The 14,477-nt window shown below is 71.7% G+C and carries 16 protein-coding genes and 1 pseudogene; 5 read left to right on the forward strand and 12 right to left on the reverse strand.

The window, feature by feature from the left end; all coding sequences use genetic code 11:
* Positions 1-221: 221 nt before the first annotated feature.
* Both AB0B45_RS18985 and AB0B45_RS18990 read right to left on the reverse strand, forming a co-directional pair.
* A complete protein-coding gene (locus AB0B45_RS18985; RefSeq protein ID WP_358132051.1) occupies positions 222-1,679 on the reverse strand; it encodes a protein kinase in 1,458 nt (485 codons plus the stop codon).
* Positions 1,679-3,178, reverse strand: coding sequence for a serine/threonine-protein kinase (locus AB0B45_RS18990; RefSeq protein ID WP_358132053.1), 1,500 nt, complete (start codon positions 3,176-3,178; stop codon positions 1,679-1,681). Before AB0B45_RS18990 ends, AB0B45_RS18985 begins: the two co-directional genes overlap by 1 nt.
* A gap of 78 nt (positions 3,179-3,256) precedes the next feature.
* Between AB0B45_RS18990 and AB0B45_RS18995 the strand changes: the two genes are divergently transcribed.
* On the forward strand, positions 3,257-3,397 hold the full coding sequence (locus tag AB0B45_RS18995) for a hypothetical protein (RefSeq protein ID WP_358132055.1): 141 nt from the start codon (positions 3,257-3,259) through the stop codon (positions 3,395-3,397).
* A 155-nt stretch (positions 3,398-3,552) separates the two neighbouring features.
* Here the strand turns inward: AB0B45_RS18995 and AB0B45_RS19000 are convergent, their stop codons facing one another.
* Positions 3,553-3,948, reverse strand: a complete 396-nt coding sequence (locus tag AB0B45_RS19000; protein ID WP_358132057.1) for a hypothetical protein — start codon at positions 3,946-3,948, stop codon at positions 3,553-3,555.
* A gap of 162 nt (positions 3,949-4,110) precedes the next feature.
* Positions 4,111-4,605 (reverse strand): hypothetical protein, encoded by a 495-nt coding sequence (locus AB0B45_RS19005; protein ID WP_358132058.1) that lies wholly within the window; start codon positions 4,603-4,605, stop codon positions 4,111-4,113.
* 132 nt (positions 4,606-4,737) lie between these two features.
* Here AB0B45_RS19005 and AB0B45_RS19010 point away from each other — a divergent pair, with 132 nt between their 5' ends.
* The gene (locus AB0B45_RS19010) at positions 4,738-5,256 is read left to right on the forward strand and encodes a carboxymuconolactone decarboxylase family protein (RefSeq protein ID WP_358132059.1); all 519 of its coding nucleotides are present in this window, start codon (positions 4,738-4,740) and stop codon (positions 5,254-5,256) included.
* A 25-nt stretch (positions 5,257-5,281) separates the two neighbouring features.
* Here the strand turns inward: AB0B45_RS19010 and AB0B45_RS19015 are convergent, their stop codons facing one another.
* The 4 genes from AB0B45_RS19015 to AB0B45_RS19030 all read right to left on the reverse strand — a co-directional run bounded on the left by AB0B45_RS19015 (position 5,282) and on the right by AB0B45_RS19030 (position 7,808).
* On the reverse strand, positions 5,282-5,440 hold the full coding sequence (locus AB0B45_RS19015; RefSeq protein WP_358132061.1) for a hypothetical protein: 159 nt from the start codon (positions 5,438-5,440) through the stop codon (positions 5,282-5,284).
* A gap of 127 nt (positions 5,441-5,567) precedes the next feature.
* Positions 5,568-5,798: a hypothetical protein gene (locus tag AB0B45_RS19020; protein ID WP_358132063.1), complete on the reverse strand. Its 231-nt coding sequence runs from the start codon at positions 5,796-5,798 to the stop codon at positions 5,568-5,570.
* A 10-nt stretch (positions 5,799-5,808) separates the two neighbouring features.
* A complete protein-coding gene (locus AB0B45_RS19025; protein WP_358132065.1) occupies positions 5,809-6,492 on the reverse strand; it encodes an HAD-IA family hydrolase in 684 nt (227 codons plus the stop codon).
* Positions 6,493-6,632: 140 nt separating this feature from the next.
* Positions 6,633-7,808: a cytochrome P450 gene (locus AB0B45_RS19030; protein WP_358132067.1), complete on the reverse strand. Its 1,176-nt coding sequence runs from the start codon at positions 7,806-7,808 to the stop codon at positions 6,633-6,635.
* A gap of 255 nt (positions 7,809-8,063) precedes the next feature.
* On the opposite strand from AB0B45_RS19030, the gene AB0B45_RS19035 reads away from it, so the two are divergent.
* Together AB0B45_RS19035 and AB0B45_RS19040 are read left to right on the forward strand one after the other, a co-directional pair.
* Positions 8,064-9,299: a hypothetical protein gene (locus tag AB0B45_RS19035; RefSeq protein ID WP_358132069.1), complete on the forward strand. Its 1,236-nt coding sequence runs from the start codon at positions 8,064-8,066 to the stop codon at positions 9,297-9,299.
* Entirely contained in the window at positions 9,296-9,991 is a 696-nt protein-coding gene (locus AB0B45_RS19040; RefSeq protein ID WP_358132071.1) for a DUF2786 domain-containing protein, read from the forward strand. Before AB0B45_RS19035 ends, AB0B45_RS19040 begins: the two co-directional genes overlap by 4 nt.
* Before the next feature lie 53 nt (positions 9,992-10,044).
* Here AB0B45_RS19040 and pgm read toward each other — a convergent pair whose 3' ends face one another.
* The gene (gene pgm / locus AB0B45_RS19045) at positions 10,045-11,652 is read right to left on the reverse strand and encodes a phosphoglucomutase (alpha-D-glucose-1,6-bisphosphate-dependent) (RefSeq protein WP_358132073.1); all 1,608 of its coding nucleotides are present in this window, start codon (positions 11,650-11,652) and stop codon (positions 10,045-10,047) included.
* 180 nt (positions 11,653-11,832) lie between these two features.
* On the opposite strand from pgm, the gene AB0B45_RS19050 reads away from it, so the two are divergent.
* Positions 11,833-12,726 (forward strand): TIGR03564 family F420-dependent LLM class oxidoreductase, encoded by an 894-nt coding sequence (locus AB0B45_RS19050; protein ID WP_358132074.1) that lies wholly within the window; start codon positions 11,833-11,835, stop codon positions 12,724-12,726.
* A gap of 8 nt (positions 12,727-12,734) precedes the next feature.
* Here the strand turns inward: AB0B45_RS19050 and AB0B45_RS19055 are convergent, their stop codons facing one another.
* The 3 genes and pseudogenes from AB0B45_RS19055 to AB0B45_RS19065 form a co-directional block, all read right to left on the reverse strand.
* On the reverse strand, positions 12,735-13,055 hold the full coding sequence (locus AB0B45_RS19055; protein ID WP_358132076.1) for a VOC family protein: 321 nt from the start codon (positions 13,053-13,055) through the stop codon (positions 12,735-12,737).
* A 67-nt stretch (positions 13,056-13,122) separates the two neighbouring features.
* A pseudogene (locus AB0B45_RS19060) lies at positions 13,123-13,284 on the reverse strand (AraC family transcriptional regulator); the annotation flags it as partial.
* Positions 13,271-14,431: a 4-hydroxybenzoate 3-monooxygenase gene (locus tag AB0B45_RS19065; protein WP_358132078.1), complete on the reverse strand. Its 1,161-nt coding sequence runs from the start codon at positions 14,429-14,431 to the stop codon at positions 13,271-13,273. The gene AB0B45_RS19065 and the pseudogene AB0B45_RS19060, both read right to left, overlap by 14 nt.
* Between the last annotated feature and the right edge of the window lie 46 nt (positions 14,432-14,477).

The following is a 14,477-nucleotide window of genomic DNA, read 5'->3' on the forward strand; positions in this document are numbered from 1 at the left end:
TCGGGGCGGGCTCGTCGACCGGCAGCATGGCCAGTCGCTCCTCAGTGGTGAGCTCCTCCCGCTCGTGACGGGTAGTGCCCGGCAGTTTCGCGTGGTCGTCCATGTCAGTCAGGATCGCTCGGTGGAGGCCACGTCTCCACCGCTATGGCGAGTTGCCCCGGTATGGCCAGCCAGGAGGCCGGCAGGTCGAATCATGGGGAACGCGGCAACGGACCCGCCGGCTACCAGCCCTTCTCGAAGTCGCAGATGTTCACCGTGAGGCTCCGCCGGAGGCTCGAAGGCGCGATCACCTGGAAGACGACCCGGTACGTGCCCGGCTGCTTCCACGTGGGGGAGCCCAGAAAGATCTTGTCCGAAGGGCTGCTGTCGAGTCTGCCCATACTCTGGCCGTTGACCACCCACCGGTAGCTGATCGTCCCTGTCGCCTTCACGTCGGCGAAGATGTTGGTGTCGGAACGCCAGCAGTCTCCAAGCTTGAAGCCCTCGTAGCGCAGGCTCACCGAGGTCACGCCACCGCTGGGGGCGGTCGGTTCGGCCGTGCGCCTGGTGGGCGAGGCGGTGGGCGTGGAGCTGGCTCGCGTGACGGGCTTGGTGGTGGTCGCGGTGGGCCGCGAGCTGCGATCCGCGGTGGGCTCGGCTGTCCGGCCCGCGGTGGGCTTGGTCGTCGGGCCCGCGGTGGGGGTGTGACGGGCTCGGGCCTTGCCCTTGGTGGGCTTGGCCTGGGGTGTCGTGCTCGAGGGGTGCACGGGCTCCGTGGCGGCAGGGTCTGGGGTGTTCGTGGGGAGGGCGGCGACGGTGCCGGCGATGCCAGGCAGGAACGAGACGGCTCCCCAGGCGGCGGCGGCGACGCAGGCGACGGCGAGCGCCGCCGCGCCCGCCACGAGCGCGGGGCGGTGGCGGCGGGCGGGTTCGCTTCGGGGAGGCGCATGGCCGCCGATCAGCTGGAAGAGCACGTCCTGCATGGCCGGGCGGCGGGCCGGGTCCTTGTCGAGGCAGGCGGCCACGATCGGGCGCAGCGCGTCGGGGACGCCCGCCAGCTCGGGCTCGCCGTACTGGATCCTCCTGATCAGCTCGGGCAGCGACCCCCTGCCGAAGGGCGGCATGCCCGTCGCGGCGAACACCATCACGCCCGCCCAGGCGAACACGTCCGCCGGCGGGCCTACCTCCGCGCCTGCCAGCTGCTCGGGAGCCATGTAAGAGGGGGTGCCGACGATGCTGCTGGTGACCGTGAGGGCGGAGCCCGCCGCGCGGGCGATGCCGAAGTCGATGACGCGCGGGCCGTCCCGGCCGAGCAGCACGTTGGCGGGCTTGAAGTCCCTGTGCACGACGCCCGCCCGGTGGATGGCGGCCAGCGCCGTGGCGGTGCTGATGGCCAGCCGCTGCAGGTCGGCGCCGAGGTGACGGCCCGCCTCGTGCAGCGAGGGCCCTTCCACGTACTCGGTCACGATGTACGGCCGGCCGCCCAGCGACGCGTCGAGAACCTGCGCGATGCAGAACGGCTCCACCCTGCGCGCGGCGGCGATCTCCTTGGCGAAGCGGTCGTCGCCGGCGAACCCCTCGCGCAGCGTCTTGATCGCGACAGGACGACCGTCGGGCGCGGTGGCGAGGTAGACCACGCCCTGGCCGCCCTCGCCGAGCTGCCTGACGACCCGGTAGGGGCCGATCGAGAACGACGTCATCAGTAGTCCACCGAGCAGACGTCGATCGAGATGCTCCTGCTGGCCGTACCCGGTGAGGTGACCCGCAGGGCGACCGTGTGGCTGCCTGCCTTCAGCATGTACTGCCCGGAGGTCACGAACGAGGTGTAGTCGTCTTCGGGGATCCAGCTCTTGCCGCTGGCGACGCTCTTCCCGTCCACGGTCCACCGATAGGTGAACCACAGCTCCTTCTTGCTCGACTCCACCTTGCTCTGGAAGTGCACCGGCGGCATGTAGCAGCCGTCCGCCTCGCTCTGCCCCGGTCCAGCGGACAGCTCGATGGGGAGGACGCTGAACCTCGCGCTCGCGGCGGGCTTCCGCGTGGCCGTGGGCGACGGCTTGGCGGTCGCCGTCGGCCGTGCGGTCGTCGGATTGGCCGTGGGAGTGGTTTTGGGCGAAGGGGTGGCCTTCGCCGAAGGGGTGGCCTTCGGCGACGGCGTGGACTTCCGGGTCTTCTTCGCCCCAGGCGTGACCCGCTTGGACGGCGTCGCCGAGCCCACGACCGCCGTGCCGGTGGTCGTGGTGACGGCGGCGAGCGCGGGGGAGCCCTGCTGCCCGTCCGCCGCGGGCAGGCGCGAGACGACGGCGGCCACCAGGGCCGCGGACACCACGACGGTGGTGCCCGCGACCACGGAGATGACGACGCGACCGCGGTTCCCGCGGGCGGCGCGGCGCGCAGGCGCGGTCGGCTCGTCCGGCCCGGCGCCGCCGAGGAGCCGCAGGAGCACGTCCCGCATCGTCGGCCGGTGCGCGGGATCCTTGGCCAGGCAGGCGTAGACGATCGAGCGCAGCGGCTGCTGCAGGTCGCCCAGCTGCGGCTCGTTGTTCAGGATGCGGTTGATGATCGCGGGAAGGGTGTCGTCGCCGAACGGCGGAGCGCCCGTGCCCGCCCACACCATCACCGACGCCCAGGCGAACACGTCCGCCGGAGGCCCGACGTGCGCCCCCGCGAGCTGTTCGGGAGCCATGTAGGCGGGCGTGCCCACGATGCCGCTCGTCACGGTGGCACCGGCGTCGGCGGCGCGGGCGATCCCGAAGTCGATGACGCGCGGCCCGCCGGGGCCCAGCAGCACGTTCGCCGGTTTGAAGTCGCGGTGAACGACCCCCGCCTGGTGGATCGCCGCCAGCGCGGTCGCCGTGGCGATGGCGAGCCGCTGGAGCTCCGCGCCGCCGTGGCGGCCCGCCTGCTGCAGGGTGGGGCCGTCGATGTACTCGGTCACGATGTACGGCCGGCCGCTCAGCGACGCGTCGAGGACCTGGGCGACGCAGAACGGCTCCACCCTGCGGGCCGCGGCGATCTCCTTGGCGAAGCGGTCGTCGGGGGCGACGCCCTCGCGCAGGACCTTGATGGCCACGGGCCTGCCGTCGGGAGCCCTGCCGAGGTAGACGACGCCCTGGCCGCCCTCACCCAACCGGCCGATGACCAGGTAGGCGCCTATCGCGGCAGGGTCACCTTGACGCAGTGGCGCGACGTGCGGCATGAGGGGTGACTCCTGAGGCGGACGAGATCAACCCCATGCACCTTAGCGGGATAAGTCAGGATTTGTGGGCTGCTCTGGTTGATCACCCCGCCGAAGACGCGCGACCACCCGCGACCCCTGGGTGTCTACCCGGCCACCGACGACTACGTGCACGCCATGAAGGTCCGTGGCGCGCAGCGGTTGCTCTTCGTCGCGGGGGCGATGGGCCTCGATCCGTGAGGGAGTGCCTGGCGCCACGCTCGAAGATCAGCTCGAGCTGATCTGGTCGAACATCCGCGCCATCCTCGCCTCGGCCGACATCGCCGCGGGCTGAGCGGGGAAGCGGGCGGGCGGCGCGCGCCGAGGCGCGCCTGTCCAGCGCCGCCGCGACCGCGTCAGCGGTCGAACCAGGCCCTGGCGGACGGCGGGGCAAGCAGGAGGCCCACCACCACGACGGGCACGGCCAGCTGGGGGTTGACCAGCGAGAACACTCCGAAGTCACTTTCCGAGACCGCCGCCGCCATCCCCGCGGCGAACACCGCCGCCTCCAGCGCGACGATCAGAACGAGGACGCGTCGCCTGCGGGAGGGCACCTTGTCGGCCAGTCTCCAGCCGGAGACCCCGGCCGCCAGCACCAGGACGATCAGCACCCACGCCACCCAGGGAGTGCCGGGCCCCGCAACGCTCAGCACCCCCATGAACACCGCGCCGACCGCCGCCAGCGCCGCCTGGATCGTCACGAGCAGGCAGGCGATGTCGACGGGCCGGGGCATCCGTTCCCTCTGGCTCATGTGGAGATCATCGGCGATCCCACGGCTCGGGGCAACGTCTCCACGAAGGGTCGGCTGCGGCGCGGACGGCCGGCCCACCTCGGGTCGCGGTCTCGATCGAGGACCCGCTCCCGGCCGCCAGTGCTCCCTGCCCTGCCGGTCCGCGGGGGCCGGACGCGGCCGTCAGCGGGGCCGGCGTTCCACCGGGCGAGGCACGCGGCGGGACGGCTGTGGCGAGCTGGACGGCAGGTCGCGGCCCGACGGTCGCGGAGCGCGGCGGCGGAGGTCGCGGGTGGCCAGGAAGAGGAGGGCGGCCCAGACCGCGCAGTAGCCGCCGAAGACCGCGCCGCCCCGGTCGGTGAGCAGGGCACCGCCGAGCATGCCCACCGCGCCCACCAGCGCTGCCGCCGTGCACACCCAGTGCGACGCCGACAGCACCACGCGCGGCCACCGCCCGCGTAGGGGAAGGCGCCCGGCCAGCAGGATGACGACGACGACCAGCCCGCAGGCCGCGTTGGCCCACTGCGCCAACGCGACCTCGCCCGGCCCGAACGGCTGGTAGCTCTGCGGGGAGACCCGCGGCCCGCCGGTGACTCCGAGCCGTCCTTCGAGCGCGAAGTGGACCTTGGACGCCACGTACAGACCGGTCCACGCGATAGCCGCGTATGCACTTCTCACACCATCGACTCTTCCGGCGGCGCACCCGCCTGACCTCCCTCGCGCGGGGGAGGCGGGTCGCCCACCAGGGGGAATGATCCGCAGGTGGGCAGGGTTGGAGGCGGGGTTCAGAAGGAGGAGACCTGAGACGTCTTGACCCGTCTGGCACCCGAACAGGCGCCGGAGAAGTCGAAGGAACTGCTCGACGCCATCGTGCAGCGCCACGGCGGGGCGGGAGAAATGATCTCGACTATGGCCCACTCGCCCGCGCTGCTGCAGGGCTACCTGGAGCTCACCAGGGCGATGAAGCGCGTCGGGCTCCCGCGCACGCTCAGCGAGAAGGTGTCGCTGGCCGTACAGGAGTGGATCGGTTGTGACCTGTGCCGACAGGCGCACGCCGGCGCGGCGCGCGCGGCGGGCCTCAGCGAGCTGGACGTCACGCTGGCCCGTCAGGGCGCCTCCACCGACCCGCGCGAAGGAGCGCTGATCGCGGTGGCGGTGCGGCTGCTGGCCGAGCCCGCGTCGATCTCCGACGCGGACGTGGCCGAGCTGCGCCACTACGGATGGAGCGACCGCGTGATCGCGGACCTCGTCGGCCTGGTCACGCTCAACCTCATGACAAGGGCCTTCAGCCTCCTGGCGGGCCTCGAACCGCTGGAGGAGGCCGCCTGAGCCACTCGTGACCGCTCGCGGGCGTCTACGGCTGGCCGCCCGCGGCGGCCTGCCTCTCGGCCAGCGCCTCGCGGCGTTCCTGCGCCTTGGCGGCCTTCTCGTGCTTGAGCAGCGCGCGCACGCCCAGCAGGAAGACCGTGGCCACGATCGCGGGCGGCGCGAGGGCCGAGAAGACCTCGAACATTCAGATCACCGTTTGGGTCGGCGGACTAGGGCACGTTCAGGATATGCCGCCTGCCCGTCGGTGCCTTCCCCCACCCTGTCCGAAATGCGGCTTCCGGCCGACCCCGCCGGCCGGTCGGAGGGCGCAGTCAGGCCATGGCCTCCCGGTCGTCCACCGTGAGCTCGCCGAGGAGCTCCAGGGCCGCCTGCCGTACGTCGGCGGGATCGAGACCGTCGAGCACGCTCCTGGCGTGCTCGGCGTCCCTGGTGGTCGCGAGCGTGATCGCGACGGAGTGGGCGGCGGTACGGCTGAGCGACCCGACGGGTGCGCTGTCGGCGAGTTCCTGAGCTCGGGCGGCCAGGTCGAGGTTGTCCGTCATAGTCCGCACGTTATAGGCGAACGCGACCTGTGACGTCCAGCTCCGCGAGATCCGCGATCACCAGGTGGGCGCCGAGCTCCTTGAACGGAAGCCCGGCCCTGTCGATCGCGACGATCAGCCCGAACCCGCCGCGCCCCGCCGCCTCGATCCCCGGCAGCGTGTCGCCGACCACGGCGATCTCCTCGGGCCGGACGTCCAGGAGCCTGGCCGCCTCGTCGAACGAGGCCGGGCCCGGCTGGTCGTGCCGCCCGTCGATGACCACGTCGAACAGGTGCATCAGCGCCGCCGCCGCCACCACCTTGCGGCAGTGGGCGCTCGCCGAGACCGCCCCCGTACGGCTGCCGCGGCGGCGCAGCTCGTGCAGCAGCCCGACGGCCGAGGGGAAGGCGGCGACGCCGTACCGCTCGATCTGCTCCACGAAGATCCGGTCCTTGGCCGCGCCGAGAGCGGCCACGTCCTCCTCGGAGGGGGAGAGCCCGCGCGAGCCGAGGAAGGTGCGGACCCCGTCCAGGCGCGTGCGGCCGTCGACGTGGCACAGGTAGTCCTCGCGCACGTCGAACGGCTCCGAGCGCCCCCGCAGGTAGGGGTCGAAGACGCTCTTCCACGCCGCGGCGTGCACCCTGGCCGTGTCGGTGACCACACCATCGGTGTCGAACACCACGGCCCTGATCCCGGTCAGATCGATCGCTGCCACGTCTGCGACGCTACGCCTTGACACGTTTCAGGGGGAGAGCCATGTCTTGAACGTGCGAGTGCTGCTGGCCACGGTCGGGGTGATGACGCTCGGCGTGGTCGCCGCCGCCGTCGTCGCGCTGCTGATCCTGTTCTGGCGGGCTAGAACGCGACGGGCAGCCGCTTGAGGCCGTACACGATGGCCAGTTCCCTGAACGGAACCTCCTCGTACGGCACCGCGAGCCGCAGCTCGGGGAAGCGCCGCAGCAGCGCGGGGTAGGCGATGCGCATCTCCATCTGCGCCAGGGGAGCGCCGATGCAGCGGTGGATGCCGTGCCCGAAGGCCAGGTGGGAGGGCGCCTCCCGCATCGGCCTGACGGTGTCCATGTCCACGCCCAGCGCGGAGTCGCGGTTGGCCGCGGCCAGCGAGCACAGCACCATCTCGCCCTTGGCGATCGGCTGCCCTGCCAGCTCCATGTCCTCGCGTGCGAAGCGGGGGAAGGCCACCTGCACCACGGTCATGTACCGCAGCAGTTCCTCCACCACCCTGGTGACGTGCTCGCCGCCCTCGCGGACCCTCGCCAGCTCCTCGGGGTTCTCCAGCAGCCACAGGGTGCCCAGCGCGAGCATGCTGGTGCTGGTGTCGTGGCCGCCGGTCAGCAGCCCGTCGGCGAACCCCGCGAGCTCCTTGTCGGAGATCTCGTCTCCGTGGTCGCGCACCAGCTGGCCCAGCAGGCCCTCACCTGGATTCTTACGCTCCCTGGCCGCCAGCTCGGTGAGGAAGGCCATCGACTCGTTGACCGCCGCCAGCGACGCCTCAGGACCCGCGGAGAAGTCGAACCTGTCGGTGCTCAGGCGGAGGAAGTCGGATCGCTCCTCGTACGGCACGCCGAGGAGCTCGCACACCACCAGCGAGGGGATCGGCAGCGCGAACTCCTCCACCAGGTCGACCGGCGAGCCCTTGCGCTCCATGGTGTCCAGGCAGTCGTCGACGATCGCCTCGATGCGCGGCTCCAGCCTGCGCAGCCGCCGCATCGTGAACTCGGGCGTGAGGTAGCGCCGCAGCCTGGTGTGCTCGGGCGGGTCGCGGAAGCCGAGACCGCCGGGGTCCTCCTGCGTGGCCCCCAGCCCGATCACGTTGCCGAAGTCGTTGCTGAACCGTCCCGCGTCCCCCAGGACAGCCCTCACGTCCTCGTAGCGGGTGACCAGCCACACGGTCTGACCGCCGGGGATCTGCATGGGGAAGACCGGCTGCTCCGTACGGATACGGGCAAGCTCGGCGACCGGGTCGAAACCCTCGCGCATGAACTGCACGAGCGGGAACTCATTATCAGACACGACTCACAGCGTAGGGGCGCATGCCGCCGGTTCTGTGAGCCCCTGGGATGAAACGTGCCTCATTCCGAGGGTGGAAGGTCCCTGCCCGCGGACGGACTCCGGACGCGAGGAGCGGAAGTCCGGTTCGTCCTGAGACCGGTCGCGATATGGTCAGCCTCCGGCCTCCAACACCGCGATTTGGCATACAGGAAGCCGACATTCTGCGATGATCTCGTCGATATACAGTCGGACATCGAGACTGACGGAAAGTGACTGATGCCTCTCCTCGAGCAAGCCGCCACTTTCGCGTCGGAGCACCCGGTCAGCGCGGCCTTCATCTGCCTGCTGGCCCTGATCGCCCTGGCGCTCGCCATCCTGGCCCTCCGCGTCGCCATCCGCGCAGGCACGCGCTTCTACCTACAGGTGATAGCCCCCCGCCCGATCGAGGACATCCTCACCGTCGTCGCCGCCTCGATCGCCACGGGCGTGTCCGCGCAGGGCATGTGGCGCTTCTCCGGCGACGTGCTCGGCCTCGACGGGCCGCTCAGGCTGCTGCTGTTCGCGTTCATCGAGGTCGCGATCGTCACCTCGGCCGTCCGCGCGCGGCGCAACATGCGGGAGAACTTCTCCGCCGGCATCGACGGCATCGCCGTTTGGGCGCTGACCTGCCTGACGGCGGTCCTGTCCAGCATGGACGCGCGCAGCCTGGCCGAGGCCGTCTTCCGTCTGGCCGCGCCGCTGGTGGCCGCGTGGCTGTGGGAGCGCGGCATGGCCATCGAACGACACCGCATCCGCGGCACCGGCCGCATCAACTGGCGCTTCACGCCCGAGCGGGTGCTGGTGCGGATGGGCCTGGCCGAGGTGTCCGACCGTACGGCGAGCGAGGTCGACGCGCACCGCAGGCTCACCCGCGTGGCGCTGGCGGCCAAGAAGGCCCGCTCCCTGCGCGAGCAGGGCGTCTCAGAGCGCAAGCTGCGCGTCGCGATGGCCCGCCTCGACAGGGCGATGGACCAGGCGGTCGAGCACACCGGGCTGGCCGTCGACCCCGCGCGCCAGGAGGCGCTGCTGCAGCAGATCGCCGCCCTCTACAACACGGCCAAGCTCATCGACGCCGACCCCCGCGTGCCGTGGGCCGCCGAGACCGACCACCAGCCGGTGCCGGCCAGGCCCGCGCTGCCGCCGGCGCTGGCCCGCCTGGTGGAGGACGAGGACGAGGACATCCAGGTCCTCGACACCACGCCTCAGGTCATGGACACCGCCCAGCGCGCCGCGCTGATGCGGGCCGCCAGGGAGTACTGGGACAGGCAGATCGCCAAGCGGATCGTGCCCCGCACGGTCGACATCGCACAGGAGATCGGCATCTCGCTGTCGACCGCCCGGGAGTACCGGGCGCTGTGGAAGCTCGAACCGCAGGCGCACGCCCTCATCGAGGCCCTCTACCAGGAACACGGCATCGTGGACACCGGCACGTTCCCCATCATCGCGGACGGGGACCGTATCCTCACCGGGTGACCGACCCAGGGATGAGCCGCACCCTCGATCGGGTGCGGAAGCTGCTGGCCAAGGCCGAGGGCACCGACAACGAGCACGAGCGCGAGACGTTCATGGCGGCGGCGACGGCGCTGATGGCCAAGTACGGCATCGAGCGGGCCGCGCCCTCGGCGGCCCGCAGCACGCCCGCCAACAGGGTCGTCGTGCTCGGCGACCCGTGGGCCAGGGAGAAGGCCAGGCTGGTGTACCTGGTGTCGGAGGCGGTGCGCTGCCGTCCCGTGCTGATCGGCAAGGGGGACGGCGGGCAGCGGGTGCACGTGTTCGGGTTCGCGTCGGACCTGGAGCGCGCGGATCTGCTGGCGACGTCGCTGCTGCTGCAGATGGCGTCGGGGGTCGCCAGGGTGCCGGTGCCCGCCGACCGGGTGCGGGCCTATCGGCGCTCATGGATGCTGGGGTTCACCGACGAGGTCTACCGGCTGCTGGTGGCGGCCGAGTCGCGGGCGGCGTCGGCGGGGGCGCCGGGCACCGAGCTGGTGCTGGCCGATCGGAAGGTCGAGGTGGAGCGGGCGGTGGCGGAGGTGTACCCGCGGATCAGACGCAGCGTGCCGCGGATGAGCGGCACGGGCTACCGCGACGGGGTGGCCGCCGGGCGTCGCGCCGACCTGGCCCGCACCGCCGTCCGGCCCGACACGGGCGCCGCGCTGGACCGCTGACGCCCGTTCGCGGGGAAGGCCAGGGGCGCTCCCGCTACCCTCCTGGCCGGCGGTCAGCCGAGGGCGGCCGAGACGACCGCTCGGGCCTCCTTCTGGACCTGGGCCAGGTGGTCGGGCCCGTTGAAGGACTCCGCGTAGATCTTGTAGACGTCCTCCGTCCCCGAGGGCCTGGCCGCGAACCACGCGTTCTCCGTCGACACCTTCACCCCGCCCAGCGACGCCCCGTTGCCCGGCGCGCTGGTCAGCACCCCGGTGATCGGCTCGCCCGCCAACGTGTCCGCGCTGATCTGCGAAGCCGACAGTTTCGCCAGCACCGCCTTCTCCTCCCGGCTCGCCGGAGCGTCCACCCGGGCGTAGGCGGGCGAACCGAACCGCGACGTCAGCGACGCGTAGTGCTCGCTGGGTGAGGATCCCGTCACCGCCAGGATCTCCGAGGCCAGCAGCGCCAGGATGATCCCGTCCTTGTCCGTGGTCCACGGCGACCCGTCGCGCCGCAGGAACGAGGCGCCCGCGCTCTCCTCGCCGCCGAACCCGAGCGACCCGTCCAGCAGTCCCGAGACGAACCACTTGAACCCGACGGGCACCTCGTACAGCTCCCGCCCGATGGACGCCGCCACCCTGTCGATCATGCTGCTGCTGACGAGCGTCTTGCCGACGCCCGCCGCGGCCGGCCACGAGGGACGGTGACCGTACAGGTAGGAGATGGCCACCGACAGGTAGTGGTTGGGGTTCATCAGCCCGCCGTCGGGGGTGACGATGCCGTGCCTGTCGGCGTCGGCGTCGTTGCCTGTGGCGATGTCGTACGTCGACCGGTTGGCGATCAGGGACGCCATGGCGTACGGCGACGAGCAGTCCATGCGGATCTTGCCGTCCCAGTCGAGCGTCATGAAGCGCCAGGTCGGGTCGACGAGCGGGTTGACGACGGTGAGGTCGAGGTCGTGCCTGGTGGCGATCTCGCCCCAGTAGGCCACGCTGGCCCCGCCGAGCGGATCGGCGCCGACGCGCACGCCCGCCGACCTGATCGCGTCGAGGTCGATCACGCTGGGCAGGTCGTCGACGTAGTTGCCGAGGAAGTCGTAGCGCTCACCGAGCGAGGAGATGTACGGCACCCGCCGCACCTCCTTCAGGCCGCCCGCGATGAGCGCGTTGGCGCGGTCCTGGATCCACGAGGTGGCGTCGGTGTCGGCGGGCCCGCCGTTGGGCGGGTTGTACTTGAAGCCGCCGTCGCGCGGCGGGTTGTGCGAAGGGGTGACCACGACGCCGTCGGAGCCCGGGTGCGTCAGGATCGCGTGGGAGACCGCGGGGGTGGGCGTGTAGCCGTCGCGGCTGTCGACGAGCACGGTCACGTCGTTGGCGGCGAAGACCTCCAGCGCCGACACCTTCGCGGGCTCGGACAGCGCGTGCGTGTCGGCGCCGAGGAACAGCGGCCCGTCGATCCCCTGAGCGGCGCGGTACTCCACGATGGCCTGGCTCGTGGCGAGGATGTGGTCTTCGTTGAAGGCGGTGTCGAAGGCCGAGCCACGGTGCCCCGAGGTGCCGAACGCCACCCGCTGCGACACCTCGGAGGGGTCCGGGTGAAGCGCGTAGTACGCGGTCACGAGGCGGGCCACGTCGATCAGGTCGGCCGGCTGCGCGGGCTGTCCGGCGCGCTCATGCGTCATGAGATCCAGACTACAGACCCGGCCTGCCGCAGACCGGGAGCACGGCTCCCCTTCTCGCCGCCGGACACCTGCTCCAAGCCGCCGGCCTGATCGACCGGAAGATCGCCGTGGCGGACGCGGTGATCAAGATCTGGCGGGGTTAGACTCGCCGCATCCCGATTAGAATGGAGTTCGGTTGCGATGCGAGTCGGACTGTTGCTCAACGAGCCCCGGGGCACTGACCCCATCGCCGAGCTGCGGGAGTCGATCGCCCGGGCCGCCGGCGACGGGTTCGCCTCCGCCTGGCTGTCCAACATCTTCGGCCTCGACGCGATCACCGCGCTGGCCGTGGCGGGCGGGCAGGCGCCCGGCATCGAGCTCGGCACCGCGGTCGTGCCGACCTACCCGCGCCATCCCGCGGCGCTGGCCCAGCAGGCGCTGACCGCCAACCTCGCCCTCGGCGGCAGGCTCGCGCTCGGCATCGGCCTGTCGCACAAGGTCGTCATCGAGCAGATGTTCGGCTACAGCTTCGAACGGCCTGCCAGGCACATGAAGGAGTACCTGGACATCCTGCTTCCGCTCACGCGCGGCGAGAAGGCCGACGTCAAGGGCGAGACCCTGCGGGCCGACATCAGGCTGAACATCCCAGGCACGGGCCTGCCGGTGCTGGTCGCCGCCCTCGCACCCCGCATGCTCGAACTGGCGGGCTCGATGACCGACGGCACGGTGCTCTGGATGACCGGGCCCAGGACCGTCGAGGAGCACGTCGTGCCCGCCATCACGCGGGCCGCCGAGCAGGCGGGCAGACCCGCGCCCCGCGTGGTGTGCGCGCTGCCGGTCTGCGTCACCGACGACCCCGAAGGGGCCAGGGCACGCGCCGCCGAGGTCTTCTCGGTGTACGGCCAGCTGCCCTCCTACCGGGCGATGCTCGACAGGGAGGGCGCCGCCGGCCCCGGCGACGTGGCGATCGTCGGCGACGAGGCCACGGTGCGCGCCCAGATCGAGGCGCTGGGCGGGATCGGGGTCACCGACTTCGTCGCGGCCGAGTTCTCCTCACGCGAGCGCACCAGGGACTTCCTCAAGACCCTCCTCTGACAGGGGGGTCAGCCCTTGCGCTGGGTCAGGCTGAACCAGTTGCCGGAGTTGTCGCGGAAGACCGCCTCGATCCCGTAGGGGCGGTCGGCCGGCTCCTGGACGAACTCCACGCCCCTGGCCGACAGCTCCTCGAAGCTCTTGTGGCAGTCGTCGGTGGCCATGACCCCAGGACCCAGCGCCCCCTTGGCGATCACGGACCGCAGCTGCGCGGCCGTCTCCTCGTCGAAGTGCGGCGCGCCGATGGCCGACAGGATGATCGTCACGTCCGCGTGGCCCTTCGGCCCCACCGTCAGCCAGCGGTAGTCGCCGAGGCTGACGTCCTCGCGCACCTCGAACCCCAGCTTCTCGGTGTAGAACGTCTTCGCCTCGTCCTATGCGGCGCGAGGTCAGGTAGCGCGCGGGCGTCTCGCCGTACACCCGCTTGAAGGAGCGGGCGAAGTGGAAGCGCGAGCAGCCCGCGGCGCCGGCCAACGCCTCGAGGTCGAGCGGCTCGGCGTAGTGGCGGTCGGCCAGGTCGCGGGCGCGCCGCAGGTGAGGCAGCAGGTCAGGGGCCGTCATGGGCGAAGCCTACGTAGTTCTCCGCCAGCGTGGTGGCCGCCGCCCTCGACGAGACCACGTACTCCAGGTGCGACAGCTGCAGCCGTCTGGCGAAGGCGTCGGCGGAGTGGTCGGTGTGCAGGAGTGTGGTCATCCAGTAGGAGAAGTGCTCGGCCCGCCACACTCGCCTGAGCCTGGCGGCGGAGTAGCCGTCGAGCAGCGTGGAGGAGCCCTCCTCGTAGCGCGCGGCGATGGCGGAGGCCAGCGCCGTCACGTCGGACACCGCCAGGTTGAGGCCCTTGGCGCCGGTCGGCGGCACGATGTGCGCGGCGTCACCGGCCAGGAAGAGGTTGTCGTGCCGCATCGGCTCGGTGACGAAGCTGCGCATGGGAGTGATCGCCTTCTCCCTGATCGGGCCCTCCTTCAGCGTCCACCCGTCGCGGGTGGCGAACCTGGTGCGCAGCTCGCTCCAGACGCGCTCGTCGGGCCACGCGGCCGGCTCGTCGTCGGGGGAGACCTGGAGGTAGAGGCGGCTGACCTGGGGTGAGCGCAGGCTGTGCAGGGCGAAGCCGCGGTCGTGATGGCAGTAGATGAGCTCCTCGGTCGAGGGCGGCACGTCGGCCAGGACGCCGAGCCACGCGAACGGGTACTCGCGCTCGAACACCTTCGCCCGCGGCACGGCGGCGCGCGAGACCCCGTGGAAGCCGTCGCAGCCGGCGACCAGATCGCAGTCGAGGGTCTTCAGCACGCCGTTCTCGCGGTAGGTGACGCGCGGCGAGGCCGGGTCGACCTCGACCACCTCGGCCCCGAACCTGATCCTGCCCTCGGGCGACAGCGCGATGAGGTCCTTCACGATCTCGGTCTGGGCGTAGATCGTGACCGTCCTGCCGCCGGTCAGCTCGCTCAGCGGGATCCGGTGGCCCGCACCGCCGAAGCGCAGCTCCAGCCCGTGATGGGTGAGCCCCTCGCGGTCGAGCCGCTCGCCCGCGCCCGAGGCCCGCAGCACGTCCACCGTGCCCTGCTCCAGCATCCCCGCCCGCTGCCGGCGCTCGCAGTAGGCGCGGTCGCGCGCCTCCAGCACCACCGCGTCGATGCCGCGCCGTCCGAGAAGGTGGGAGAGCAGGAGCCCCGCGGGTCCCGCGCCGATGATCGCTACCTGGGTTCGCATGCCCTGATCCTCATGGTCGGCCCCTCGGGCTCGGCCGCCGGTCTTC

Origin of the sequence: Nonomuraea sp. NPDC049152 (assembly GCF_040648355.1) — a bacterium.
Taxonomy (GTDB): Bacteria; Actinomycetota; Actinomycetes; order Streptosporangiales; family Streptosporangiaceae; genus Nonomuraea.

Coding starts and splice junctions, on each gene's coding strand:
- AB0B45_RS19015 (WP_358132061.1), bottom strand. CDS start 5,440: ATGTTCGAGGTCTTCTCGGCCCTCGCGCCGCCCGCGATCGTGGCCACG.
- AB0B45_RS19000 (WP_358132057.1), bottom strand. CDS start 3,948: ATGAGCCAGAGGGAACGGATGCCCCGGCCCGTCGACATCGCCTGCCTG.
- AB0B45_RS19065 (WP_358132078.1), bottom strand. CDS start 14,431: ATGCGAACCCAGGTAGCGATCATCGGCGCGGGACCCGCGGGGCTCCTG.
- AB0B45_RS19020 (WP_358132063.1), bottom strand. CDS start 5,798: ATGACGGACAACCTCGACCTGGCCGCCCGAGCTCAGGAACTCGCCGAC.
- AB0B45_RS19035 (WP_358132069.1), top strand. CDS start 8,064: ATGCCTCTCCTCGAGCAAGCCGCCACTTTCGCGTCGGAGCACCCGGTC.
- AB0B45_RS18985 (WP_358132051.1), bottom strand. CDS start 1,679: ATGACGTCGTTCTCGATCGGCCCCTACCGGGTCGTCAGGCAGCTCGGC.
- pgm (WP_358132073.1), bottom strand. CDS start 11,652: ATGACGCATGAGCGCGCCGGACAGCCCGCGCAGCCGGCCGACCTGATC.
- AB0B45_RS19050 (WP_358132074.1), top strand. CDS start 11,833: ATGCGAGTCGGACTGTTGCTCAACGAGCCCCGGGGCACTGACCCCATC.
- AB0B45_RS18990 (WP_358132053.1), bottom strand. CDS start 3,178: ATGCCGCACGTCGCGCCACTGCGTCAAGGTGACCCTGCCGCGATAGGC.